20 protein-coding genes are annotated in these 22879 nt (G+C 67.1%); 10 read left to right on the top strand and 10 right to left on the bottom strand.

Annotation, left to right across the window (positions count from 1 at the left end):
• Nucleotides 1-117: 117 nt before the first annotated feature.
• Nucleotides 118-1026, top strand: a complete 909-nt coding sequence (locus ACFK0J_RS27325; RefSeq protein ID WP_378732059.1) for a hydrogen peroxide-inducible genes activator — start codon at nt 118-120, stop codon at nt 1024-1026.
• 123 nt (nt 1027-1149) lie between these two features.
• On the top strand, nt 1150-1581 hold the full coding sequence (locus ACFK0J_RS27320) for a gamma-glutamylcyclotransferase family protein (protein ID WP_378732057.1): 432 nt from the start codon (nt 1150-1152) through the stop codon (nt 1579-1581).
• On the opposite strand, the gene ACFK0J_RS27315 is transcribed toward ACFK0J_RS27320, so the two are convergent.
• Nucleotides 1578-1895: a hypothetical protein gene (locus tag ACFK0J_RS27315; RefSeq protein WP_378732055.1), complete on the bottom strand. Its 318-nt coding sequence runs from the start codon at nt 1893-1895 to the stop codon at nt 1578-1580. The two genes, ACFK0J_RS27320 and ACFK0J_RS27315, sit on opposite strands and share 4 nt — an antisense overlap.
• 4 nt (nt 1896-1899) lie before the next feature.
• Nucleotides 1900-2208: a hypothetical protein gene (locus tag ACFK0J_RS27310; RefSeq protein WP_378732052.1), complete on the bottom strand. Its 309-nt coding sequence runs from the start codon at nt 2206-2208 to the stop codon at nt 1900-1902.
• Between the two features lie 110 nt (nt 2209-2318).
• On the opposite strand from ACFK0J_RS27310, the gene ACFK0J_RS27305 reads away from it, so the two are divergent.
• The 3 genes from ACFK0J_RS27305 (at nt 2319) to ACFK0J_RS27295 (ending at nt 3920) form a co-directional block, all read left to right on the top strand.
• On the top strand, nt 2319-2909 hold the full coding sequence (locus ACFK0J_RS27305; RefSeq protein WP_378732050.1) for a TetR family transcriptional regulator C-terminal domain-containing protein: 591 nt from the start codon (nt 2319-2321) through the stop codon (nt 2907-2909).
• 76 nt (nt 2910-2985) lie between these two features.
• The gene (locus ACFK0J_RS27300; RefSeq protein WP_378732047.1) at nt 2986-3720 is read left to right on the top strand and encodes an SDR family NAD(P)-dependent oxidoreductase; all 735 of its coding nucleotides are present in this window, start codon (nt 2986-2988) and stop codon (nt 3718-3720) included.
• Nucleotides 3720-3920 carry a 4-oxalocrotonate tautomerase family protein gene (locus ACFK0J_RS27295; protein ID WP_378732044.1) on the top strand — a complete coding sequence of 67 codons (201 nt, stop codon included), beginning with the start codon at nt 3720-3722 and terminating at the stop codon, nt 3918-3920. Before ACFK0J_RS27300 ends, ACFK0J_RS27295 begins: the two co-directional genes overlap by 1 nt.
• A 187-nt stretch (nt 3921-4107) precedes the next feature.
• Here ACFK0J_RS27295 and speD read toward each other — a convergent pair whose 3' ends face one another.
• The 4 genes from speD to ACFK0J_RS27275 form a co-directional block, all read right to left on the bottom strand.
• Entirely contained in the window at nt 4108-5310 is a 1203-nt protein-coding gene (speD, locus tag ACFK0J_RS27290) for an adenosylmethionine decarboxylase (RefSeq protein WP_378732042.1), read from the bottom strand.
• An 8-nt stretch (nt 5311-5318) separates the two neighbouring features.
• Nucleotides 5319-6419 (bottom strand): type III PLP-dependent enzyme, encoded by a 1101-nt coding sequence (locus ACFK0J_RS27285; RefSeq protein WP_378732040.1) that lies wholly within the window; start codon nt 6417-6419, stop codon nt 5319-5321.
• A 171-nt stretch (nt 6420-6590) separates the two neighbouring features.
• Nucleotides 6591-9089 (bottom strand): DEAD/DEAH box helicase, encoded by a 2499-nt coding sequence (locus ACFK0J_RS27280; RefSeq protein WP_378732038.1) that lies wholly within the window; start codon nt 9087-9089, stop codon nt 6591-6593.
• 35 nt (nt 9090-9124) lie between these two features.
• Nucleotides 9125-10078 carry a proteasome assembly chaperone family protein gene (locus tag ACFK0J_RS27275; protein ID WP_218470348.1) on the bottom strand — a complete coding sequence of 318 codons (954 nt, stop codon included), beginning with the start codon at nt 10076-10078 and terminating at the stop codon, nt 9125-9127.
• A gap of 245 nt (nt 10079-10323) precedes the next feature.
• Between ACFK0J_RS27275 and ACFK0J_RS27270 the strand changes: the two genes are divergently transcribed.
• The gene (locus tag ACFK0J_RS27270) at nt 10324-11028 is read left to right on the top strand and encodes a sensor domain-containing protein (protein WP_378732035.1); all 705 of its coding nucleotides are present in this window, start codon (nt 10324-10326) and stop codon (nt 11026-11028) included.
• Nucleotides 11029-12027: 999 nt separating this feature from the next.
• Nucleotides 12028-13122 carry a DUF4192 domain-containing protein gene (locus ACFK0J_RS27265; RefSeq protein WP_378732034.1) on the top strand — a complete coding sequence of 365 codons (1095 nt, stop codon included), beginning with the start codon at nt 12028-12030 and terminating at the stop codon, nt 13120-13122.
• Between the two features lie 915 nt (nt 13123-14037).
• Here ACFK0J_RS27265 and galE read toward each other — a convergent pair.
• Both galE and ACFK0J_RS27255 read right to left on the bottom strand, forming a co-directional pair.
• The gene (gene galE, locus ACFK0J_RS27260) at nt 14038-15018 is read right to left on the bottom strand and encodes a UDP-glucose 4-epimerase GalE (protein WP_378732032.1); all 981 of its coding nucleotides are present in this window, start codon (nt 15016-15018) and stop codon (nt 14038-14040) included.
• A gap of 3 nt (nt 15019-15021) precedes the next feature.
• Complete coding sequence (locus ACFK0J_RS27255; RefSeq protein ID WP_218470345.1) at nt 15022-15708, bottom strand: metal-dependent transcriptional regulator; 687 nt, start codon at nt 15706-15708, stop codon at nt 15022-15024.
• A gap of 198 nt (nt 15709-15906) precedes the next feature.
• On the opposite strand from ACFK0J_RS27255, the gene ACFK0J_RS27250 reads away from it, so the two are divergent.
• Both ACFK0J_RS27250 and ACFK0J_RS27245 read left to right on the top strand, forming a co-directional pair.
• Nucleotides 15907-17175 (top strand): acetoin utilization protein AcuC, encoded by a 1269-nt coding sequence (locus ACFK0J_RS27250; protein WP_378732030.1) that lies wholly within the window; start codon nt 15907-15909, stop codon nt 17173-17175.
• Nucleotides 17168-19843 carry a GNAT family N-acetyltransferase gene (locus ACFK0J_RS27245; RefSeq protein WP_378732028.1) on the top strand — a complete coding sequence of 892 codons (2676 nt, stop codon included), beginning with the start codon at nt 17168-17170 and terminating at the stop codon, nt 19841-19843. Before ACFK0J_RS27250 ends, ACFK0J_RS27245 begins: the two co-directional genes overlap by 8 nt.
• Before the next feature lie 34 nt (nt 19844-19877).
• Here ACFK0J_RS27245 and ACFK0J_RS27240 read toward each other — a convergent pair whose 3' ends face one another.
• A complete protein-coding gene (locus ACFK0J_RS27240; protein WP_378732026.1) occupies nt 19878-20483 on the bottom strand; it encodes a TetR/AcrR family transcriptional regulator in 606 nt (201 codons plus the stop codon).
• A gap of 124 nt (nt 20484-20607) precedes the next feature.
• Here ACFK0J_RS27240 and ACFK0J_RS27235 point away from each other — a divergent pair, with 124 nt between their 5' ends.
• Nucleotides 20608-21627 carry a hypothetical protein gene (locus ACFK0J_RS27235; RefSeq protein ID WP_378732024.1) on the top strand — a complete coding sequence of 340 codons (1020 nt, stop codon included), beginning with the start codon at nt 20608-20610 and terminating at the stop codon, nt 21625-21627.
• A gap of 214 nt (nt 21628-21841) precedes the next feature.
• Here ACFK0J_RS27235 and ACFK0J_RS27230 read toward each other — a convergent pair whose 3' ends face one another.
• The gene (locus ACFK0J_RS27230; protein ID WP_218470340.1) at nt 21842-22810 is read right to left on the bottom strand and encodes a sigma-70 family RNA polymerase sigma factor; all 969 of its coding nucleotides are present in this window, start codon (nt 22808-22810) and stop codon (nt 21842-21844) included.
• Nucleotides 22811-22879 lie beyond the last annotated feature (69 nt).

Raw genomic sequence — 22879 nt, 5'->3', positions numbered from 1 at the left:
CTCCTCGTCCTGTGATGGGTTTGCTAGCACTGTGCAGAAAAGCAGAAAAGCTCACTTGCGATCTTGCCGAAGGGTCGCTGAAAGGTAAAGGTGATCAGTCGCACTACACTGATAGCCGTGACCGATCAGACTTATCAGCCGACCCTGTCACAGCTGCGTGCGTTCGTGGCGGTCGCGGAATACCGCCATTTCGGCACGGCCGCAGCGCGGCTCAGTGTGAGCCAGCCCACGCTATCGCAGGCGCTAGCGGCGCTGGAACACGGGTTGGGGCTACAGCTGATCGAGCGGAGTACGCGGCGGGTGCTCGTCACCGCCGCCGGGATGCGATTGCTGCCGAAGGCGATGGCGACGCTCGAGGCGGCGGATCGTTTCGTGGCGTCGGCGACCGGGGACGGTCTCGGCGGCACGTTGCGCATGGGCATCATTCCGACGGTTGCTCCGTATGTGCTGCCGGGTCTTCTTCCAGAGTTGCACAAGAAGTTACCCGCGCTCCACCCGCAGGTGATCGAAGATCAGACCGCGCGCCTGCTGGACGGGTTGCGCACCGGCGTGCTCGATGTAGCGCTGCTCGCGTTGCCGACCGATATTCCCGGCCTGGTCGAGATCCCGCTGTACACCGAGGAGTTCGTGTTGGTGACGCCGCGCGGGCACGAGCTGGCCGGGCGCACCGACCTCGCACCGTCCGTGCTGGACGCGCTGCCGCTGCTGCTCCTCGACGAGGGGCACTGCCTGCGCGACCAAACTCTGGACCTGTGCCGCTCGGCCGAGATCCATCCCGCCGCCGTCGGCGATACCCGGGCGGCATCCTTGGCGACCGTAGTGCAATGTGTGGCAGGCGGTCTCGGCGTCACCCTCATTCCGGAGATGGCCGTCGCGTCCGAAACCGCCCGCGGCACGCTCGACATCGCCCACTTCGCCGCCCCCGCACCCGGCCGCACCATCGGCCTCGCATATCGCACGTCCACCGCTCGCGCTGAAGACTACGAATACCTCGCCGCCATCATCCGTACCCAGCGCCCGCAGTAGGCAAAAGACCCTCGGCCCAGCCCAATCCGGCGTCGACACGACCACCCGTACGGGACATCACTGCGCCAAACTTCGAGTGGGTGCACCGTCATGTCCCGCTCGGCCACCACCAGAGGAGATGATGTGGAGGGTGCTAGGTGGGGACGGCTCGTCACGTCCGGTTGTCCGTTGTTCGCCTATGGGACGCTGCAATTTCCGGCGATACTCGAGGTCTTGCTCGGCCGCGTCCCGGAGCTCGTCCCGACTGTCGTGCCGGGCTGGCGGGTGGCTGCCCTACCCGGGAGGGTGTACCCGGGCCTTGTTCCCGCGGCGACGAGCCAGGCGCGCGGTGTCCTGCTCAGTGGACTCACTGCGGGGGAGTGGGAGATTCTCGACGCCTACGAGGACGACGAGTACGACCTACGGGCGATTCCCCTTCCTGCCCAAGACAAATCGGCCTGGTCCTACGTTTGGACCTCCACTCCCGCACAAGAGGATTGGCACCCGGACAGCTTCGTCACTGCCCACCTCGCGCACTTCGTCACCCACTGCGCCGAATGGCGGCGCGGGTTCTAGAGGTGCGGGCCGATCATCAGGACGGTGATCACCGATATCGCTTCGCCGTCGCGTTCGGTGTCCGGGCCGTACATCCAGTAGATGCGCCACGCGCCCGGCGTGTGGTTCGCCACGTAGGAGTCCCAGATCTTTTCCTTTTCCAAGCCGGGAAAGTTCTGGTAGCGATGGGAGTTCAGGCCGGGATACAGCGGGTCCGTTTGCAGCAGTCCGAGTGCCTTGCGTGCCTTTCTGAGTTTTGCTGCGGTCTCGGGCCTTTCGGCCAACGTATGCAGCGCGGCGGCTGCGGCGCGGGCGAATCGCAGTTCGTACGGCACCGCGTCAGGCCTTGTCCTCGGGGTCCGCGGCGAACTGCGTGAAGTCGCCGAGGTCGACCGTGGCACCGGACTCGGCGTCTTCTACGCCCTGCCGGATCTGCTCGGCCAAGTGCGGGTTTTCCCACACCATCATTTCGCGTTCCGGAATCGAGACCACCGGCACCAAAACCACCACCCCGTCGCTGTCGATGCGTACCTGGTATCGGCGGCCTGGGCGTGCGCCCGCGCGCCCCAGTGCGACGCGCCCGCGGGAATCGGCCTCGCTTTCTCCCACGATCTCGAAGCGGCTCAGATCCAAACCGGACAGTGTCATCGCAACTACCTCCGTGCCCATCATGTCACGAGTGGGTCAGGTGGGCAATACCCACACTGTTCGCGTCGGCCCGATTGGTGTTTTGAGACGACCGGTCGTATATTTGCGGTATGGCGCGACCGCGACGGAGTGGAGACACTCGGCAGCTTCTGGTGGAGGAGGGGGCTGCTGGGTTTTTGGCCAGTGGATATCACGGGACCGGGATCAAGCAGGTCCTGGACAAGGTGGGGGTGCCGAAGGGGTCGTTCTATAACTACTTCGACAGCAAAGAGAGTTTCGGGCGAGCGGTGATCGAACACCATTCGGCTTGTGTACAGCGGAATTTGAGTGTGGCGTTCGCCGCGGCGCCGGATCCGGTGAGTGGGCTGCGGGCGTTCTTCGGGCGGCTCATGGACGAGTTCGTCGAGGCGGATTTCACGGGCGGCTGCCTGATCGCGAACCTCGGTGGCGAGCTGGAAGGCAGTGAGCTGCTTCGGGAGTCGTTGTCGAGTGCGTGGGGAGCCTGGCGGGATCGGGTCGCCGACCAACTGCGGGATGCGCAGCGGCAGGGGATGATTCGCGACGACATCGACGCGACCGACTTGGCCGACCTGCTGCTCGAATCGTGGGAAGGGGCGGTGATCCGGATGAAGATCGACCGGACGCTGGAACCACTCCACAAATGCTTGAACCGTCTGCTGGACGACTACTTCCGGCCCTGACCTAAGGCTTTCCCATCGGGTCGTCTCGCATGCCCATTTCAAGTCGACCGGTCGTATCAAATGAAAGAAGGAGAACATGACGAAGACGGTCATCGTGACCGGATCCTCCAGCGGGATCGGGCGCGATATCGCCCGCGCCTTCGTGGCGCGCGGAGACAACGTGGTGCTCAACGGGCGCGACGCAGGCAAACTCGCCGACGTGGCGGCGGAGCTCGGCGCACCGGAACAGATCGCCACCTTCGCGGGGGACATCGGTTCTCCCACAACGGGTTCCGAACTCGTCCGAGCCGCGGTCGAGCGGTTCGGCGGCGTGCATGCCCTGGTGAACAACGCGGGCATCTTCGGTACCAAACCGTTCGTCGATGTCACCGAGGAAGATCTCGACAGCTACCTCGACGGCAACCTGAAGGGCACTTACTTCACCACGCAGGCGGTGGTGCGGCAGTTGCGACGGCAGGCGTCCGGCGGCAGCATCGTGAACATCGGCACGGTGCTCGTCAACCACGCGCTCGCCGGGTTGCCCGCGTCGGCGGCGCTGGTCAGCAAGGGTGGTGTGCACGCGCTGACCGTCAGTCTCGCCGCGGAACTGGCGGCGGACGGCATCAGGGTCAATGCTGTTGCCCCCGGCATCATCCGCACCCCGCTGTTCGGGGACGGTGACGAAACAGCTTCCGGCCGACTGGCTTTGCTGAATCGGATCGGCGAGGTGTCCGAAACCACCGCCGCGGTGCTGTATCTCGCGGACGCGGAGTTCACCACCGGCCACATCTTCCCCGTCGACGGCGGGTTCATCTCCGGAAGGGCCGCCTGATGCCGTACGTCAACATCAAGATCACCAACGAGGGCGTCACGCGGGAAGAGAAGGCGCAGTTGATCAAAGGCGTCACCGATCTCCTCCAAGACGTGCTCGGCAAGGACCCGGCGAGCACCTACGTGGTCATCGATGAGGTCGACCTCGTCGACTGGGGAGTCGGGGGCGTGAACGTCGAGGAGTACCGCAGACAGCTCTGAGCCTCGGAGCGTCTTGTCAGCGATCGGCTTCGTGGATCTTGGACTCGACGTTCGCCGGAACTAGATCGGCTCACCGGGTGGTGGTGGTGCACGAAGCTTGCTTCGACACAGACCGCACGCAACCAATACGCCGAACGCACCGGCTCCCAAGGGATTTCCTAAGGGGGCCGGTGCGTTCGGGGTTGAGCTACACGCGCAGGGCGTGTGGTTCGATCGCGCCGCGTACGAGTGCTCGGGCGTCGATGGTTTCTGGATGGTAGGGCAGCGTGGCCAGTCGGTCGGTCATGGCTTGTACCGGGTCGGTGAGTTGTTCGTTGAGCCCGAACAGGAATGTCCATTCGTGTTCGTCGCTGCCGTATTGCACGACGGTGGCGAACTGTTCGTGGAAGCGGTGCCAGGACCGCTTCAACGTTTCGTTGCGCCACATCGTCGCGCACCCAGCTTGCGCACTCAGCACGCCGCCGGGGGCGAGTAGTTCCCGACATCGCGACAGGAACTGTGTTTCGTAGAGCCGATTGTGTTGTGCGTCTTCGACTCTTTCGTCGGGTAGATCGATGACGATGACGTCGTAGCGGGTGCCGGTGTCGGCGGCGCGGGCCAAAAAGTCCCAGCCGTCGGCGTAGTGCACGGTGATCGGTCCCTGGCCGTTGACCGCGGCGGCCAGTTCGTCGCTGCTGTAGCCGTAGGGCAGGTGTTGGGCGCACAACTCGACTTCGCGTTGGTCGATGTCGACGTGGTCGACCTGTGTCGCGCCCGCGGTGACCGACATTTGGCTGGCCACTCCTTCTCCGGAGCCGATGATGAGGACCTTGTCCAGTTTCTGGGCCAGGGCGAAGGCGGGGACCATCATCGCTTCGTGGTAGGTCAGCTGCGAGAATTCGGTGGATTGGCGGTCGTTGTCGGAGAACAGGCTGATGCCTTGGTCGGTGCGGGCGATGACCATGTGCTGGAACGGGGTGTGGGTGTCGACGATGACCTCGTGCAGGTCCCAGATGCGGGTCAGTCCGGCTCCGACGGGTTCTTCGATGCGTTGGGAGCCGTGTCCGCGTCGGATGACTTGCATGCGAACGTCGTTGGGGGCGAGTTTGTCTCGCAGGAGTTCGACGGCTTTCGACGCGCCGGCGCCGATACTGCCGCAGGTGAAGACGTCGACGAAGATGTCGCCGGACTCCGGATAGGTGTGAATCGAGGCGTGGGACTCCGACAACAGCGCGAGGACAGTCACCCCCTGCGGATCGAACTTTTTGTGTACGACATCGCAGATGGTGACGCCCGCGGCGATCAAAGACTCACGCAACGCCGATTCGAGTCGTTCGAGATCGTCGCAGAGCACCGCGTCGACACCACCGAACTCGGCCAGCACGTGCCAGCCGGTGAAATCCGCCGTCATGGGCAAACTCACTCTCGCTCAGCGCCCGAGACATGAACGGTCAAGGGCGGAAAACCATTGAAGGACACCGACGAATAGCTCGCGGTATAGGCGCCGGTGTCGAGGATCTGTATGCGATCACCGGCTCGCAACGTGGTCGGTAGGAAGACTCGCGTGCGTTGATACAGTACATCGTCTCCGTCGCAGGTCGGACCGGCCACCACCGCCTCATCGACAGGGTCACCGTCCCGGTCTGTGACGAACTGATAGGCGATGTACTCGTTCTCGGTCTCGGCCATTCCGTTGTAGCGGCCGATGTCGAGATACACCCAGCGCCGGCCATCCGGCGCGATGCGCACGCCGACTACCTCGGCGTGGATGATGCCCGCGGAACCGACCAGTGCGCGGCCGGGTTCGACCACCACCCCGGCGGTTTCGGGCAGGAATTCGGCCGCGGCGGCGGTGATCACCGCCGCGATCTCGTCGAGTGCGGGTGCGGGATCGGCATACGCGATCGGCAGGCCGCCACCGATATTCACCGACTGGACGTGAATCTCCTTGTCGGCCAATGCTTCCACGATGCGACTGGCCTGCTCGATGCCGATCCGCCACGCGTCCGGATCGAGCTGCTGCGACCCGACATGGAAATACGGCCCCGCGACGCTCAGCCCGAGATCACGGGCCCGGACCAGCAGCCGGAACGCCTCACCGGGCGTGCAGCCGAACTTGGTGCCGAACGGGGTGCGCGACTCGGGAGCCGAAGCGAGGAAACGGCATTCGACCTCCGAGCCCGGCGCGTGCTCCACGATGCGCAGCAGATCGTCCTCGGTGTCGAAGGCGAAGCGGCGCACCCCGAGGGTGTAGGCGCGGGCGATGTCGGCGGCCTTTTTGATCGGATTGCCGTAGCAGAGGGTGTCCGGTTCGACACCGAGCGCGAGGCACAGCTCGATCTCGCCGATGCTGGCGACATCGAACTCGGCGCCTTCCTCGTCGAGCGCCTGGATGATCTCCGGCACCGGACTTGCCTTGACCGCGAAGCGGATCCTTGCCGTGGGCATGGCGGCATGGAGTGCGTGGAAGTTTTCACGCACCCGCTCGGGATAGATGACAAGAAACGGTGATTCGGGCATAGTTGATCTTTCGCTTGGCAGCAGCGGAGAGAGTATCAGCGGCCCCTACCCAGAACCGAATCCGTCAAACCTCACGTCCACGGCACCCCCGTTCAGCGCCCGCGTCAGGGCGCGAAGCGGTCGGTGACCTGTATGGATTCTGTAGAGATTCGAGGTAGGGGGCCGGTGCGGTCAGCCCGCGGACACGGTGATCTCGTCGAAGACGACCTCGCCCGCGGCGTCGGACTCGGCCAGGTCCACCACGCCGACGATCGACCAGCCATGGTCGCCCGCCGGGTCGTCGAGGACCTGACGCACCTGCCAGAAACCGGGTCTTCGTTCGATCTGGAACAGTTGCGGTCCGCGCGCGTTCTGGCCGATGCCGATGCTCTCGTATTCGGCGAAGTAGGGGGCCAGTTCGGTCTCCCAGTCCGGCCCGGTGCCCAGGTCGGCCAGGGCGTCCCAGCGGTGCAGCGCGGCCAACTCCACTCGGCGGAACATGGCGTTGCGGACCATCACGCGGAACGCGCGCTCGTTGGCGGAGATGGGCCGCACCGTCTCGGCGCCGAACGCGAGCTGGTCAGCGTCGATCTCCGCGCCGGGGTTGGTGAGCTGTTCCCATTCGTCCAGCAGGCTCGAATCGACCTGCCGGACGAGCTCGCCGAGCCATTCGGTGATGTCGTCGAGTTCCTCGGTGCGCGCGGAATCGGGCACGGTGCGGCGCAGCGCGCGGTAGGCGTCGGCGAGGTAGCGCAGCACGACGCCCTCGGACCTGGCCAGTTCATAGAACGAGATCAGCTCGGCGAAGGTCATCGACCGGTCGATCATGTCGCGCACCACCGACTTCGGCGACGGCGCGAACTCCGATACCCAGGGGTGCCCGGCACGGTAGGTCTCGAAGGCGGGCTCGATGAGCTCGGCGAGCGGTTTGGGCCAGGTGACCTCTTCGAGCAGTTCCATCCGCTCGTCGTACTCGATGCCGTCGGCCTTCATCTCATTGATCGCCACGCCGCGCGCCTTGTGCTGCTGAGCCATCAGCAGCTGGCGCGGATCCTCGAGGGTCGATTCGATGAGGGACACCACATCGAGGGTATAGCTGGGCGCGTCTTTGTCGAGTAGCTCGAAGGCGGCGAGCGCGAACGGTGACAGCGGCTGGTCGAGGGCGAAGTCGCGTTGCAGGTCGACGGTGAGGCGGGCGCGGCGGCCCTGCGCGTCGGGTTCGTCGAGCTGTTGCACCACTCCGGCGTCGCGCAGCGCCCGGTAGAGGCGGATGGCGCGCAGGATGTGTTTGCGCTGGGCGGGGCGCGGCTCGTGGTTGTCTTCCAGAAGGTGCCGCATGGCGTCGAAACAGTTGCCGGGGCGGGCAATCACGTTGAGCAGCATGGAGTTCGTCACGTTGAAGCGGGAGACCATCGGCTCCGGCTGGGCGGCGACGAGGCGGTCGAACGTTTCCTCGCTCCACGAGACGAAACCCTCGGGGGGCTTGCGGCGCACCACCTTTCGCTGCTTTTTCGGGTCGTCGCCTGCTTTGGCGAGCAGGCGGGTGTTCTCCACCTCGTGTTCGGGGGCTTGGACGACGACGGTGCCCATGGTGTCGTAGCCCGCGCGTCCGGCGCGGCCCGAGATCTGGTGGAACTCACGGGCTTTCAGCCTGCGGGTGCGCACGCCGTCGTACTTGGTGAGGCCGGTGAGCAGCACCGTCCGGATGGGCACGTTGATGCCGACGCCGAGGGTGTCGGTACCGCAGACCACCTTCAGCAATCCCTCCTGGGCGAGGCGTTCGACCAGGCGGCGGTACTTCGGCAGCATGCCCGCATGGTGCACGCCGATGCCGTGGCGGATCAGCCGGGACAGCGTCTTACCGAAACCGGAGGCGAAGCGGAATTCGCCCAACGCCGCGGCGATCGCGTCCTTTTCGGCGCGGGTGGCGAAATTCACACTGGTCAGCGCCTGTGCGCGTTCGAGGGCGGCGGCTTGGGTGAAGTGCACGACATAGACCGGGGCCTGGTGGGTGGTGACGAGTTCTTCCAGGGTTTCGGTGATGGGGGTGCGCGCGTACGAGAAGGTCAGCGGCACCGGGCGTTCGGTTCCCGCGACCACCGCCGTCGGCCGGCCGGTGCGGCGCTCCATGTCCTTGGCGAAGAAGTCGACCTCGCCGAGGGTGGCGGACATGAGCAGGAACTGGGCGCGGGGGAGTTCGAGCAGCGGAACCTGCCAGGCCCAGCCGCGGTCGGGGTCGGCGTAGAAATGGAATTCATCCATCACGACCTGGCCGACGTCGGCGGCCGAGCCTTCGCGCAGGGCCAGGTTCGCCAGGATCTCCGCGGTAGCGCAGATGATCGGTGCGTCCGCGTTGACGGCGGCATCGCCGGTGACCATGCCGACGCGCTCGGCGCCGAACACCTCGCACAGGGCGAAGAACTTTTCGCTGACCAGTGCCTTGATCGGGGCGGTGTAGTAGGTGCGTTTGCCCTGGGCGAGCGCGATGAGGTGGGCACCGACCGCGACCAGGGACTTACCGGAACCCGTTGGGGTCGCCAGGATGACGTTGGATCCCGACGCCAATTCCAGCAGCGCCTCGTCCTGCGCCGGATACAGCGGGGTGCCCTGCTCGGCCGCCCACGCCCCGAAGGACTCGTACAGCGCGTCGGCGTCGGTTCCCGGTATCTCCAGCAGTTCGGTCAGATCCACTCCGAACACCCTACGGGCTGGGATCCGGGCAGTGGCTACCGCTGTTCGCCGTTGTCGGGTTCGCCTTCGCCCTCGTAGCCGCCCTGCTCGGCGAGGAACCGTTCGAACTCGGCGCCGAGCTCGTCGCCACTGGGTAGTTCGCCGTCGCCGACGAGCAAACTCGACTGGCGTTCCTGGGCGCTGACGAAGCTGTCGTACTGGCGTTCCAGCGCGTGCACGACGGTTTCCACCTCGGAGTTACCGGCGATGTGCTCGTTGACCTGTTCGCGGACCCGAGCCGCGGCCTCACCGAGCGCGGCGAGCGGAATCTCCAGGCCCGCGTTGTCGGCGACGTTCTCCAGCAGGGTCTGCGCGGCCTCCGGATAGGCGGTTTGCGCCAGGTAGTGCGGCACGTGCACCGAGAAGCCCACCGACTCGTGACCGTGTTGTGCCATCCGGTACTCCAGCAGCGAGGAGGCGCTGCCGGGTACCTGCAGCTCGCCGGGCCAGCGCTGATGCTCGGGAATGAGTTCACGATCGGAGGAATGCGCGGTCACGCCGAGCGGACGGGTGTGCGGTATCGCCATCGGGATCGCGCTGAGGCCGATGCTGCGCCGCACGCCGAGCTGTTCGGCGAGGAGGCGCACCGCGGTGGTGAACTTCTCCCACCGCAGGTCCGGTTCGATGCCCGCGAGCAGTAGGAACGGGGTGCCCGCCGTGTCGCGCAGCGCGTAGAGGTTGAGCTCCGGCTCCGCGTATTCGGAGAAGTGATCGGTCTTGAACGTCATGAGCGGGCGGCGAGAACGGTAGTCCAGCAGCTCGTCGACATCGAACGAGGCGACCAGTTCGCTTTCCAGGCTCTCGCGCAGGTGCGTCGTGGCCAGCCGCACCGCATGCCCAGCATCGGTGAAACCTTCCAGTCCATGCACCAGAACCGGACCCGAGCCGTCGTCGGACGACAGCTGCGGAGCGGGGAACTCCAGTTCGTACATTCGCGACTCGTGGTCCATCGCGTACTCCTTCCTGCGCGGTTTCCCCGGCACGGGTGATGCTCTGTCGTCGACACCGAAGTCGTTCGAGACGAGCAGCGTCCGAGACGGGGACCATGTCCATTGTCCCCCATGCCGGTGACCGCCACCGCGCACGGCCGGACACCGACCCATACGACGAGGCAACAGCGCCGGAGCCCTGCGCATTCCCGGCCCGGCGGCGTGGCATCGCGGGTGGGCACGGGGAGTTTGGCACAGTGGGTGGGGTGACTGTGGCGGATTCAGCGCGCAGGCGGCTGTATTTCGCCGTGCCTGTCGCGTCGGCGGTGCTGCTCGCCGGGTGTGGGTCGACCGTGACCGGGCATCCGGTCGCGGGCGAGCAGACGGAGGTGACACGCCATGTGAGCGCCGCCTTGTCGACGTTGCTGGTGGATCCGGCGCAGTTCCCGGCCAGGTATCCCGCGGTGGTTTTGCCACCGGAAGCGGCTGGTCAGGCGGCGGGAGATTTGACCGGTATCAGCCGGGGTGCGCGGGTGCAGCCGGGGAATTGCGTGCCGCCGGAACAGCGGCTCGGGGTGGACCAGACCGCGATCGCTGTCGGTACCGACGATGCGACGCGTGCCACGATCACGGTGGAATTGATCAGGACCGAGCAGCCGCTGGCGGCGTGGCGTAGCCAGTTGAAGCAGTGCTCGACGGTGCGGGTGAGCCGCGGTGCCGCGACCACGACCGTGACGACAGAGCTCGAGCCGCCGCCGCCGATCGACGCGGACGATACGTTGGCGTTGCGGCGGACCGTGGCGCCGGACGTCGGTGGGGCCGGGTTGACGCAATCGATGCGGACGCTGGCCGGGCAGGTCGGCGATGTGCGAATCACTGTGACGTATATGTCTTTTTCCGATGCGAAGCCGGATATGGCGGCGGTGGACGAGCTGTTCACGACGGCGGTACGCCGGGTCGAGAAGGGGTAGTCCGGGGTCCCGGCGGTGGGACCGTAGCAGGGCACGCCGACAGTCGATGGGTGATCGCGCGTTGCTGAGGACAGTTTGTCCACAGCCCTTCGGAATTCCCCAGGGCAGTTGAAATGCCTGGTCAGCTTGGCTGGATTGGTTGGAGCGGCGGGCATGCTCGCTGTCATGACCACTCCCGAGACTCCCCATTCCGCTGATACCGCGAAGCTCGATTCCGCCTCAGACGGTGGCACACACGCTGCGCCGGACGACGTTCTGTGTTCCCGCATGTCTTTGCGCAACAAGACTTCCCGCGCTCCGGTGAGCCTCGGCGCCGCCATGCGATCGTGTGAGTTCCTTCGAGCGCGTGGCGCGCGGCCGGGTGATGAGGTGCGGCCGGATGACCCAGGTCCGGTGGCGGATGGCGTCGCGCTGGAAGACGCTGGGGCGTTGGGCGAGACGGTGCAGCTGGACGAGACGGCGCGGATGGAGGACTCAGCCGCGACATTGGATTTGGTGCCGTCGGAGGATGTGATGCGGCCGGAGGACATGTTGCTGCCGTATGAGACGGCGAAACTAGACCTCACAGTGCGGTCCGGCGGCGCAGCATGGCCCGACGGCGCAGCATGTACCGACGGCGCAGCGGAAGCTGTTGACGTCGACCGGTCGGGGGACCCGGCGCCCTTGGAAGGTGCTGGGTGGCCGGAGGACACAGTGCGGCCGGATGGTGCGCTGCGACGAGAAAGCATGTCGCGGCCGTATAGGACGGCGCGATTGGACGGCACAGTGCGGCCCGACGGCACAGTGCGGCCTGACGGCGCAGCGCAGACTGCTGACGCCGACCGGTTGGGCACTGCTGTGCACAGCGACGACACCGAACGATTCGGCGAGATGACGTCTGCAGGTTCCGGTGCTGCGCCTGAGGGCAGCGGGTTCGGGGTGGCTGATCGCGGGCCGGCGGTGGTCTGTGCTGACCAGGCACCGTCGTTCGATGCTGATGCGCCGGATTGTGTTGTGCACGTGGATGATCCGGGGGAGTTGATCGCGGCGGTGCCTGCGATGATCGGGTTTCCGCCGGAGCGGTCGTTGGTGGTGCTCGTGCTGCGGGCGGCGCCGGGGCGCGATGACGGGGCGATCATCGACGCGGTGGTGCGGTTCGATCTGGAGCAGGAGGGTGGGCGACGGAAGCTGCGGGCGGGGGTGGTGGCGCGGTGTGTGGCGCAGATCTGCGCGCACGATGAGGTGGCCGAGGTGCTCGCGGTCGTGGTCGATGACCGGGCCGTGGAACCAGGACGGCAGCGCTCGACGGCCGGGGAACGGTGTGGCACAGGACGATTCGAGGTGCTGATCGATGCCCTCGCGCGGCGGCTCGCCACGCACGACATCGCGCTCGCCGGAGCGTGGGCGGTGCCTGTCATCGAGCCGGAGCAGTGCTGGTGGAGTCTGTTCGGTGTGGACCGGCGTGGGGTGGTGCCGGATCCGGCGACATCGATGGTGGCGCTGTCGCATGTGCTCGACGGTCGGCAGATTCGTGGTTCCCGCTCGGAACTGACGGCGCTGGTGGCCGTCGACGCCGACGTCCGAGATCAGGTGGCGGCGATACTGGACAGTGCGCTGTCGGTGGCCCGTGATCGTTATGCCAGGGCAGTCCGGCGGGGTGATCCGAGCGCCTACAGCAGGCAAGCCCTCGACTACGTGCTGTGGCAGATCGCCAACACCGAGTCCGGCGTCGAACTCATGGTTCCGGAGATCGCCGAACTCGCTGCCGCACTGCGCGACCGAGCCGTCCGCGACACCATGTTCGCGCTCGCCGTCGGTGATCACGCCGTCGCGGCGGAAGGCCTCTGGGCCGCCCTGACCCGAGCCTTGACCGGCCGCGACCGCGCCGAAGCCGCAGCACTGCTCGGCTACAGCGCCTACGTCCGCGGCGACGGCCCGCTAGCAGGCATCGCACTCGAAGCCGCCCTGGACGCCGACCCCGATCACCCCCTGGCCACATTGCTCGAAACATCACTCATCGTCGGCATGCGCCCCGAACAACTGCGCCGCCTGGCCCGCAGTGGCTACGACACCGCCACAGACCTCGGCATAGACCTGGGCACCCCTGCCCCATGAAGGCCACCCGACCCGCGCGTCTGCGCCCCCAACTCCTAGCACCCCCGTGCTGTCAACAGCCGACCGCAACCGCTCCCGTTGGTACCAACAGGCGGAGAAGCTAATCAACACGGCACGGTGGGCGCGATGAGCTGGCAGCCGTGCCGCCAAGTATCAATGGTCCGGCGCAGGTGATCAGGGTGGTACAGCGCATGCGAGGTGGCAGGCGTGCGGCTATTGGCCCTAGGTGCGACGTAGAGGGTCGGCGTAGTGCCGTGTGCGGGATGAATTGGCAGCCGCGCCGCCCGGCCCGCGAGTTGACCCGACCGGGGCGCAAGCCAGAGCATGTGGCGGCCCCGGCGTGGCGTCGGTCGGAACGGAAGTTCAGTCGGCCCTGTGGGTGGCGGCTACCGATCCGGTTGGTACCAACGTGTGCGAGGGAGGTGACCAGGACAACTCGGGGTGCGAGGAAGTCGGCAGTGGTGCTGCCGGGCGAATGGTGCTGATCGTGGGCAACTGTCAGGCCGCGCGGCAGGTGATCAGGGCCGCGCGGGGTGCGAGGAAGTCGGCAGTGGTGCTGCCGGGCGAATGGTGCTGATCGTGGGCAACTGTTAGGCCGCGCGGCTGGCGATCAGGACAACGCGGGGTGCGAGGAAGTCGGCAGTGGTGCTGCCGGGCGAATGGTGCTGACCGTGGGCAACTGTCAGGCCGCGCGGCAGGCGATCAGGTCAGCGCGGGGTGCGAGGAAGTCGGCAGTGGTGCTGCCGGGCGAATGGTGCTGATCGTGGGCAACTGTTAGGCCGCGCGGCAGGCGATCAGGCCAGCGCGGGGGTGCGAGGAGTCGGCAGCAGTGCTACCGGTCAGCGAGTGGTGCTGACCCGGTACCAACTGCGCGATTGTGTGCGATTCCGGTGCGGTGTGGTCGAACGGTAGAGCTCAGCGGGCGCTGTGGGCTCGGGGGCCGAGGGATTGGAGGAAATCCCAGGCGTCGGAGACGATTTCGTCGAGATCGTTGTGTTCCGGGTGCCAGCCGAGTTCGGCGATGGCGCGCTCGCTGGAAGCGATGAGGGTGGCGGGATCGCCGGGGCGGCGGGGCGCGTCCTGGGCGGTGATCGGCAAGCCGGTGACGCGTTCGCAGGCCGAGATCACTTGGCGGACCGAGAATCCGGTGCCGCTGCCGAGGTTGTAGACGCGGTGCGTGCCGGGCTCGGAGCTGCTGAGGGCCAGCAGGTGGGCTTGGGCGAGGTCGCGGATGTGGATGTAGTCGCGGATCGCGGTGCCGTCGGGCGTGGGCCAGTCGGTGCCGAACACCGAGATCGCCTTGCGGTGCCCGGCCGCGACCTGCAGCACGAGCGGAATGAGATGTGTTTCCACCACCCGGTTTTCGCCGAGGCCACCGTAGGCCCCCGCGACGTTGAAGTAGCGCAGGCTGGTTGCCGCCAGCCCATGCGCGATCGAGTAGGAGGTGATGGCGTGATCAATGGCGAGTTTCGACGCACCGTACGGATTGGTGGGGCGTGTCGGCGCGTCCTCGGTGATCGGCACCTGTTCCGGTTCCCCGTACACGGCCGCGGTGGAGGAGAACACCAGCCGTGGCGTACCCGCGTGGCGCATCGCCTCCAGCAGCTCGAAGGTCTTCACCACGTTGCCGTGCCAGTACTTCTCCGGCTGCTGCACCGACTCGCCGACCAGCGATTGCGCCGCGAAATGCAGGACACCGTCGAAGGTTTCGGACGCGAGCAGCGCGGTGGCGGCCTGCGCGATGTCGCCCTCGACGAAGCGGGCGGCGGACGGGACGCCGTCCGCGTTGCCGGTGGACAGGTCGTCGACGACGACGACCTCATGACCTTCTTCGAGCAGCACCTGCGCGCAGACCCCGCCGACGTACCCGGCGCCACCCGTGACCAGAAGTTTCACGCGTCAGACCAGCTTCACCTGGACGGCGTGGGCCATCTCGTCGGACAGCTCGAAACCGTCGTGGCCCGGCACGGTGATGACCACCGAGCCCGGCTTGTTCTCGACCGTCACGCGGGCGTCGGGCACCACGCCCGCCTCCCGCAGTTGGCCGATGACCTCGGGGTCGGTCTGGATGTGCTCGGCGAGCCTGCGCACCACGACGGCGTGCACCTGGCCGTACGGCAGGTCGGACAGCCGGACCAGGGTTTCCTCGGCCGCGGTCGGCGGCACGACGCCCAGTTCATCGAGGCCGGGGATGGGGTTGCCGTAGGGGGAGGTGGTCGGGTGATTGAGCACCTCGACCAGCCGTCGTTCGACGTCCTCGCTCATCACGTGTTCCCAGCGGCAGGCTTCGGCGTGCACGTTCTGCCAATCGAGCCCGATGATGTCGACGAGCAGGCGCTCCGCGAGCCGGTGCTTGCGCATCACGGCGACCGCCATGCCGCGGCCCTTCTCGGTCAGCTCGAGGTGGCGGTCTCCGGCGACCAGCAGCAAACCGTCGCGCTCCATCCGAGCGACAGTTTGGCTCACCGTCGGTCCACTCTGTTCGAGGCGCTCGGCGATCCGGGCGCGCAGGGGCACCACGCCCTCCTCCTCGAGGTCGTAGATGGTACGGAGATACATCTCCGTGGTGTCGACCAGATCTTTCACCTGTTACCCCTTCGTCGGCACGAATTCTACCTAGGCACACCGACACGACCGTGTGCCGGACGGTTTCGCGCCGCGTTGGGCGCGGCAATGCGGGATCCCCGTCGGCGCACGGCATGCCGCCGCGATCGCACTTGTCTGTATTTCTACTGCATACCAACGTTCGACGGGGTCCGTACCTTCCCGCGTAGCGTTGCGAGTATGGCCACTGCACCGCGCAGCGAACACCCGGCGCCACCCGGCGAACAGCGCAGCACCGGAACCGTCGTCTGGACCGACCGGTTTCTCGACTACACCTGGACCCCGGAGCATCCGATGAAACCGGCGCGCCTGAAGTTCACCATGGCGCTGGCGGAAAGTCTCGGATTACTCGACGGTGTCGAGCTATTGGCGCCGGCCGCGGCGGACCGGGCCGACCTGCTGCGCATCCATACTCCCGAGTACATCGAGGCGGTCGAGCAGGCGCGGGCTCCGGCCGGCTCGCCGCAGGCGCCGCCGTACGGCCTGGGGTCGCCGGACAACCCGGTGTTCCCCGGCATGCATCAGGCGGCCTCGGTGATCGTCGGCGGCACCCTGGCCGCGGCGCGGGCGATTGCCGAGGGGCGGACCAGGCGAGCGGTGAGCATCGGCGGTGGCATGCATCACGCGATGGCCGACGCGGCGTCCGGGTTCTGCGTCTACAACGATGCTGCGGTGGCCATCTCCTGGCTGTTGGACAACGGCTTCGACCGCATCGCCTATCTCGATGTCGACGTGCACCACGGCGACGGCGTACAGCGGGCGTTCTACGCCGACCCGAGAGTGTTGACCGTCTCGCTGCATCAGCATCCGGCGACGCTCTGGCCGAACACCGGCTGGCCGGAGGAGACGGGCGCGGGCGCGGCGGTGGGCACCGCGATCAATCTGCCGGTGCTGCCCGGCACCCGAGACGCGCAGTGGCTGCGCGGTTTTCACGCGGTGGTGCCCGGCGCGCTCGCGGCGTTCCGGCCGCAGATCGTGGTCAGTCAGTGCGGAGTGGATACGCATCGCGAGGATCCGCTGGCAGATCTGGCACTGACCGTGGACGGCCAGCGCGCCGCCTTCCGCGCGATGCGTGACCTGGCCGATCGACACGCCGAGGGACGCTGGCTCGCCGTCGGTGGCGGCGGGTACGGACTGGTTCGGGTGGTCCCCCGTGCCTGGACGCATCTGCTGGCCACCGCGCTGGACCGCACCATCGCGCCGGAGACCGCGATCCCGCAGGACTGGATCGATCTCGTGCGGGCGCAAGCGCCGCAGGTGGACCCGCCGCGCACGATGGGTGACGGCGGCGACATCGCCTACCGCCCGTGGGACGGCCCCGGCGGCACGGGGGAGACTGGGGACGCGCGGCTGGACCGCGCCCAACGCGCCATCGACACGGCCGTGCTGGCCACCCGCCGAGCGACTTTCGGATTGCTCGGCCTGGATCCGGAGGACCCCCGTGACTGACCCCGTAGACACTCCGGACACCCCTGCGGTCCCGCCTCCGCCGCCGCAGCATTGGTTCGCCGATGTGCTCGCCTCCGACGGCGGTGTGGTCCGGCTGCGGCCGATCACGCCGGACGACGCGGGTCCGCTACAGGAGTTCCACGCCGCATTGTCGGACCGCACCAGGTATCTGCGCTATTTCGGACCGTACCCGCGGATTTCGCCGAAGGACCTGTACCGCACCACGCACGTCGACTATCACGACCGGGTCGGACTCGTGGTGGTGCTCGGTACCAAGATCGTCGCGGTGGGCCGCTACGAGCTGCTCGACCGGGTCGGGCCGCGGTCCGCGGAGGTCGCGTTCGTGGTGGCCGACGAGCATCAGGGGCGCGGGCTGGGCTCGATCCTGTTGGAGCACTTGGCCGGTGCCGCCGCCGAGCACAAGATCGAGACCTTCGTCGCCGAGGTGCTTGCCGAGAACACCACCATGGTGACGGTCTTCCGGGACGCGGGCTATCAGGTGGAGCGCAGCAGGGATGGATCGGTGCTGCACCTCGAATTTGCCATCGATCCCACCGAAGCGTTGCTCTCCGTGCGGGATTCGCGCGAACGCGCCTCCGAGGCGCGCAGCGTGGGCAACCTGCTCACGCCGCGATCGGTGGCGGTGATCGGCGCGACACCGAGCGCGGGCCGGGTCGGCGGCGCGGTGCTGCACAACCTGCTCTCCGGGGTGTTCCAAGGACCGGTGTTCCCGGTCAATCCGAGTCGGCGCTCGGTACGCGGGGTGCGCGCCTACGCGACGGTGCGGGAGATCCCCGACGAGGTCGACCTCGCGGTGGTCGCGGTGCCGCCGGACGCGATCGGCTCGGTGCTGGACGACTGTATGGCCAAGGGCGTCAAGGGACTTGTCGTGCTCACCGCCGGATTCGACACGACCGGTGTCGGTGGCGGGACCGCGGAACGCGAATTGGTCGCTGCCGCACGGGGACACGGGATGCGGGTGGTCGGGCCGAGCGCCCTCGGCATCGCGAACACCGATCCGGCGGTGGCGCTCAACGCGACGTTGGCCTCGGTGTTGCCCGGGCGGGGGCGGATCGGATTCTTCTGTCAGTCCGGTCCATTGGGCGCGGCCATCCTCGGTGAGGCCGCCGCCAGGAATTTGGGATTGTCGACGTTCGTGTCCGCGGGCGATCGCGCCGACGTGTCCGGCAACGACCTGCTGCAGTACTGGGACACCGACCCGGACACCGACGTGGTGCTGCTCTACCTGGAGAGTTTTGGTAACCCGCGCAAGTTCTCCCGGATCGCACGCCGGGTGGCCAGGACCAAGCCGATCGTTGCGGTGAGCAGCGGCCGCCATGCCGCCCAACCGGTCGGCGACATGGACCGCTCGATCGTCCGAGATCTGTTCGCGCAGGCGGGAATTGTGCAGGTCGACTCGATCTCGGAACTGTTCGACTGCGCCGCGCTGCTGGGTTATCAGCCGCTGCCCGGTGGTTCCCGATTGGCGGTGGTCGGCAACAGCGCGGCGCTGAACTGGCTGGCGGTCGACGCCGCGCAGAGCGAGGGACTGGACGTCGGCGACCCGGTGAATCTCGGCCCGCACGCGACACCGGGCGCCTACCTCGACGCCACGGTGGCGGCGCTGCGCTCGCCCGAGATCGACTCGGTGCTAGTGGTTTTCGCGCCGCCGGTGCCGCTGCCGATGGCCGGTTTCGCCGACGCCATTCGAGCCGCCGCCGACGCGGTCCCCGATGCGGGCAAACCGATCCTGACCACTTTCGTTGCCGAACAGGGCATTCCGAACTTGCTTGCGGTGCGTGGTGCGGGCGCGACGACGGTGCGTGGGTCCATTCCCTCGTACCCGGACCCGGAGCGGGCCGCGCGGGCTTTGGCTCGGGTCCGCCGTTACGCGGAATGGCGGAACAGGCCGGTGTCAACCGTGGTGCGCCCGACGGGGATCGACACCGAGCGCGCGCGGCGATTGGTGGCCCAGTGGATGACGACCGGGTCGGGTGGTCGTCGGCTCACCGATCTGGAAACCGTCGAACTGCTCGACTGCTACGGCATTTCGGTGGTCGAGTTCCGGGAGGTGCGCAGCGCCGACGAGGCGGTGGCCGCGGCGGAGGAACTCGGCTACCCCGTGGCCGCGAAGGCGACCGGCGAAATGTGGCGTCGCCGACCGGATCTCACCGGTGTCCGCCTGGATCTGTGGCGGCCGGAGGCTGTGCGTCAGGGGTACGCGGACCTGGCCGAGCTCTGCGGTGACCCGGTGCTGCACATCCAGAAGATGGCGACCAAGGGAGTCGGTTGTGTGCTGCGCGTCCAGGACGACCCGTCGTTCGGCTCGGTCATCGAATTCGGCCTCTCCGGACTGATCATCGAGCTCCTCGGCGACCGCGCCTACCGTGCCCTGCCGCTCACCGCCGACGAAGCCACCGCCCTCATAGATGCCCCGCGCGCGGCCCCGCTGCTGTCCGGCACCCCCGCGAGCCCACGCGTCGACAAGGCGGCGCTGGCTGAACTGGCCCAACGCATCTCGGCCCTCTTCGACGACCTGCCGGAAATGCGCGAGCTGTCGTTCGACCCGGTCCTGGCTTCCACGAACTCGGCGGAAATCCTGTATGCCCGCGGACGAATCGGCCCGGAGCCGAGCCGCTTCGACACCGGCCCGCGTCGCCTCGGCTGAGCTACGTGCAATCTGTGGCCTCGACGGTGTGGGATCAGTTCGCTACCGAACCACGTTGCCGCACCAGTGGTAGGTAGACCTCGTCGACGATCTCGACAAGGACATCGTCGGGGGCGGTGGGCACGCCGCGGGTGACGAATTCGTTGCGTAGCAGGACGATCGCCACGGTGGCGACGCGTGGATGCAGCGCTTCGGGCGCGCATTCGCCGCGCGCCACCGCGCGCCCGAGGACGGTGAGCCAGAGGCCCGCGGTGGCATCGACGGACTGATCGGGCAGTTGCGCGAGCAGTTCGGCCGCGCCACCGGCCGCGGCCAGGAGTTCGCGCAGGACCGCGCCGAGGGGCGAGCCCCAATGCCTGTTGGCCCGGCGCAGAAGTTCGAGAACGTCGTCGCGCAGGTTTCCGGTGTCCGGCGGTTGCACCGTCGTGGTCAGCTGGCGATAGGCGGCGATGCCGAGCGCGAGGCGGTTCGGCCAGCGCCGGTACAGAGCGTTTTTGTTGGTGCCCGCGCGGGCGGCCACCTTGTCCATGGTCAGCCCGGCATATCCGGATTCGATGAGTTCGTCGGCGGCGGCGCGCAGGATCGCCGCTTCCAGCACTGCGCCACGTCGACGGATCGGCTCAGCATCCGGCTGCCGCATCGGCCCTCCTGGGACTTGATCGGGAATCCGAGAACAGATCGTACCCTAAATCCAGGACTTGCCCGCTCAGCACATTCAGGTTTAGGGTACTAAAAGTACCTTAATTAGAAGAAGGGTTGTGCCCATGCGGGTCAAAGGCATCAGTTACGACACCGGTTTCCTGCGCGACGGAACGTTTTCTCGTGCGCAGTTCGATCCGAAGATGGTCGAACGTGAACTGCGCATCATCCGGGATGAGCTGCACTGCAACGCGGTCCGCGTGATCGGCGGTGACCCGGAGCGGTTGGAACTCGCCGCGACATGCGCCGCCGAACTTGGCTTGGCGGTGTGGTTTTCGCCGTATCCGCTGGATTTGACGAAAACGGAAATGCTGGCGCTGTTCGCCGACTGCGCCGAGCGTGCTGAGCGGATCAGACGACGCGGAGCCGAGGTGGTGTTCGTGACCGGTGCCGAATTGAGTTTGATGAACAAAGGCTTCCTGCCCGGTGACACGGTGGAGGAGCGACTGGAGCTGTTGCTGCGACCGGACGACAGGCCGGAGCGGATTCGCGAGATCGGCACACGTATCAACGCTGTGCTCGGCGAGGCTGTCGCTCTCGTGCGCGAGCGTTTCGGCGGCAAGGTCACCTACGCGGCGGTCCAGCTCGAGCGCGTCGACTGGGCACCCTTCGACATCGTGTCCGTGGATCTCTACCGGTCCTCGGAGGTCGCGGATCAGTTCGCCGACGGCGTCCGCGCTCTGGTGGCACAGGGGAAACCGCTCGCGATTACCGAGTTCGGTGCCGCCACCTATCGCGGTGCGGCCAATCGAGGGGCGCAGGGGCTGGAGATCGTCGAGTACAACGCGCACGGCCCGGTTCGCCTCAACGGTGAATACGTCCGCGACGAGGCCGGCCAGGCCGCGTATGTCCGTGAGCTACTGGAGGTGTTCGACGCGGAGGGTGTCGATGCCGCCTTCGTTTTCCTGTTCGCGCTCTACGACCATGTGCACCGCCCTGACGGCGATCCCCGTGACGACTTGGACCTGGCCAGTTATGGCATCGTCAAGGTCTTCGAGGTCGGTCACGGGCGCACCTACCCGGACCTGCCATGGGAACCCAAAGCCGCGTTCACCGCGCTCGCGCAGCACTACCGGAACGTTTGAAGCCGAACCATCGAAGCCGTTGGGCCGCATTCGGATTCGTCGGCCGGGCACAGTTCACGCCGACCGGTTCGCGCGGTTCCCGGAGGGGGCGGGGTGCGCGGCACCGGTCGGCGTCGGCAGGTGACCCCGAAGGTCACCAAGTCGGACGCCGGACCGGCCTCGGGAGTAGCCCGGCGTCGTTGGCGTGCCGGTGTGATCCGGCACGGGTTTTCGGTCAGCTGGCGTAGGCGCGGAGGCGGTCGGCCCGCTCGCCCTTGCGCAGCTTCGACATGACTTCGCGCTCGATCTGGCGGACCCGCTCGCGGGAGAGCCCGAAGAGCTTGCCGATCTGGTCGAGGGTGCGGGGCTGACCGTCGTCGAGGCCGAAGCGCAGCCGGATGACCTGCTGCTCGCGCTCGTCGAGGGTGGCCAGGACGCTGCGCACGTCGTGGTGCAGCAGTCCGGCGATCACCGCGGACTCGGCCGAGGTGGCCTCGGAGTCTTCGATGAAATCGCCGAGCGGGGCCTCTTCGTCGTTGCCGACCGGCATGTCCAGGCTTACCGGGTCGCGGCTGTGGTCGAGCAGATCGGAGATCTTGTCGACCGGGATGCCGGACTCGTTGGCCAGTTCCGCGTCGGTGGCTTCGCGGCCGAGCTGCTGGTGCAGTTCACGCTTGATCCGCGCCAGCTTGTTCACCTGTTCGACCAGGTGGACTGGCAGCCGGATGGTGCGACTCTGGTCGGCCATGCCGCGGGTGATGGCTTGCCGGATCCACCAGGTGGCATACGTGGAGAACTTGAAGCCCTTGGCGTAGTCGAACTTCTCCATGGCGCGGATCAGACCCAGGTTGCCTTCCTGGATGAGGTCGAGCAGCGGCATGCCGCGGCCGGTGTAGCGCTTGGCGAGCGAGACCACGAGGCGGAGGTTGGCTTCCAGCAGGTGCGACCGAGCGGCTTGGCCTTCGCGAACGATGAGGGCCAGATCACGCTTGCGGGTGGCCGACAGACGCTTGCCCGTCTCCAGCAAATGCTGGGCGTAGAGGCCCGCCTCGATACGCTTGGCCAATTCGACCTCGTCGGCGGCCGTGAGCAGTGCGGTGCGGCCGATCCCATTCAGGTACACACGTACCAAATCGGCGGCGGGGCTCTGGGCGTCGAGGTCCGAATCGCTGATGCGCACACGAGTGGTGGCGGGGCTTGTCATGACTTGCCTCCTGTCGGTGGTGTCTCACTCCGAACAACGGACCCGACAGAGAGAAAGTTCCCCGTCTCA

Origin of the sequence: Nocardia brasiliensis, from assembly GCF_042691675.1 — a bacterium.
Taxonomy (GTDB): domain Bacteria; phylum Actinomycetota; class Actinomycetes; order Mycobacteriales; family Mycobacteriaceae; genus Nocardia; species Nocardia brasiliensis_D.
This window is presented reverse-complemented; position numbering and strand designations above follow the sequence as displayed.

Coding starts and splice junctions, on each gene's coding strand:
- ACFK0J_RS27240 (WP_378732026.1), bottom strand. CDS start 20,483: ATGCGGCAGCCGGATGCTGAGCCGATCCGTCGACGTGGCGCAGTGCTG.
- ACFK0J_RS27275 (WP_218470348.1), bottom strand. CDS start 10,078: ATGGACCACGAGTCGCGAATGTACGAACTGGAGTTCCCCGCTCCGCAG.
- ACFK0J_RS27305 (WP_378732050.1), top strand. CDS start 2,319: ATGGCGCGACCGCGACGGAGTGGAGACACTCGGCAGCTTCTGGTGGAG.
- ACFK0J_RS27295 (WP_378732044.1), top strand. CDS start 3,720: ATGCCGTACGTCAACATCAAGATCACCAACGAGGGCGTCACGCGGGAA.
- ACFK0J_RS27235 (WP_378732024.1), top strand. CDS start 20,608: ATGCGGGTCAAAGGCATCAGTTACGACACCGGTTTCCTGCGCGACGGA.
- ACFK0J_RS27310 (WP_378732052.1), bottom strand. CDS start 2,208: ATGACACTGTCCGGTTTGGATCTGAGCCGCTTCGAGATCGTGGGAGAA.
- ACFK0J_RS27250 (WP_378732030.1), top strand. CDS start 15,907: ATGGCCACTGCACCGCGCAGCGAACACCCGGCGCCACCCGGCGAACAG.
- ACFK0J_RS27300 (WP_378732047.1), top strand. CDS start 2,986: ATGACGAAGACGGTCATCGTGACCGGATCCTCCAGCGGGATCGGGCGC.
- speD (WP_378732042.1), bottom strand. CDS start 5,310: ATGACGGCGGATTTCACCGGCTGGCACGTGCTGGCCGAGTTCGGTGGT.
- ACFK0J_RS27230 (WP_218470340.1), bottom strand. CDS start 22,810: ATGACAAGCCCCGCCACCACTCGTGTGCGCATCAGCGATTCGGACCTC.
- ACFK0J_RS27285 (WP_378732040.1), bottom strand. CDS start 6,419: ATGCCCGAATCACCGTTTCTTGTCATCTATCCCGAGCGGGTGCGTGAA.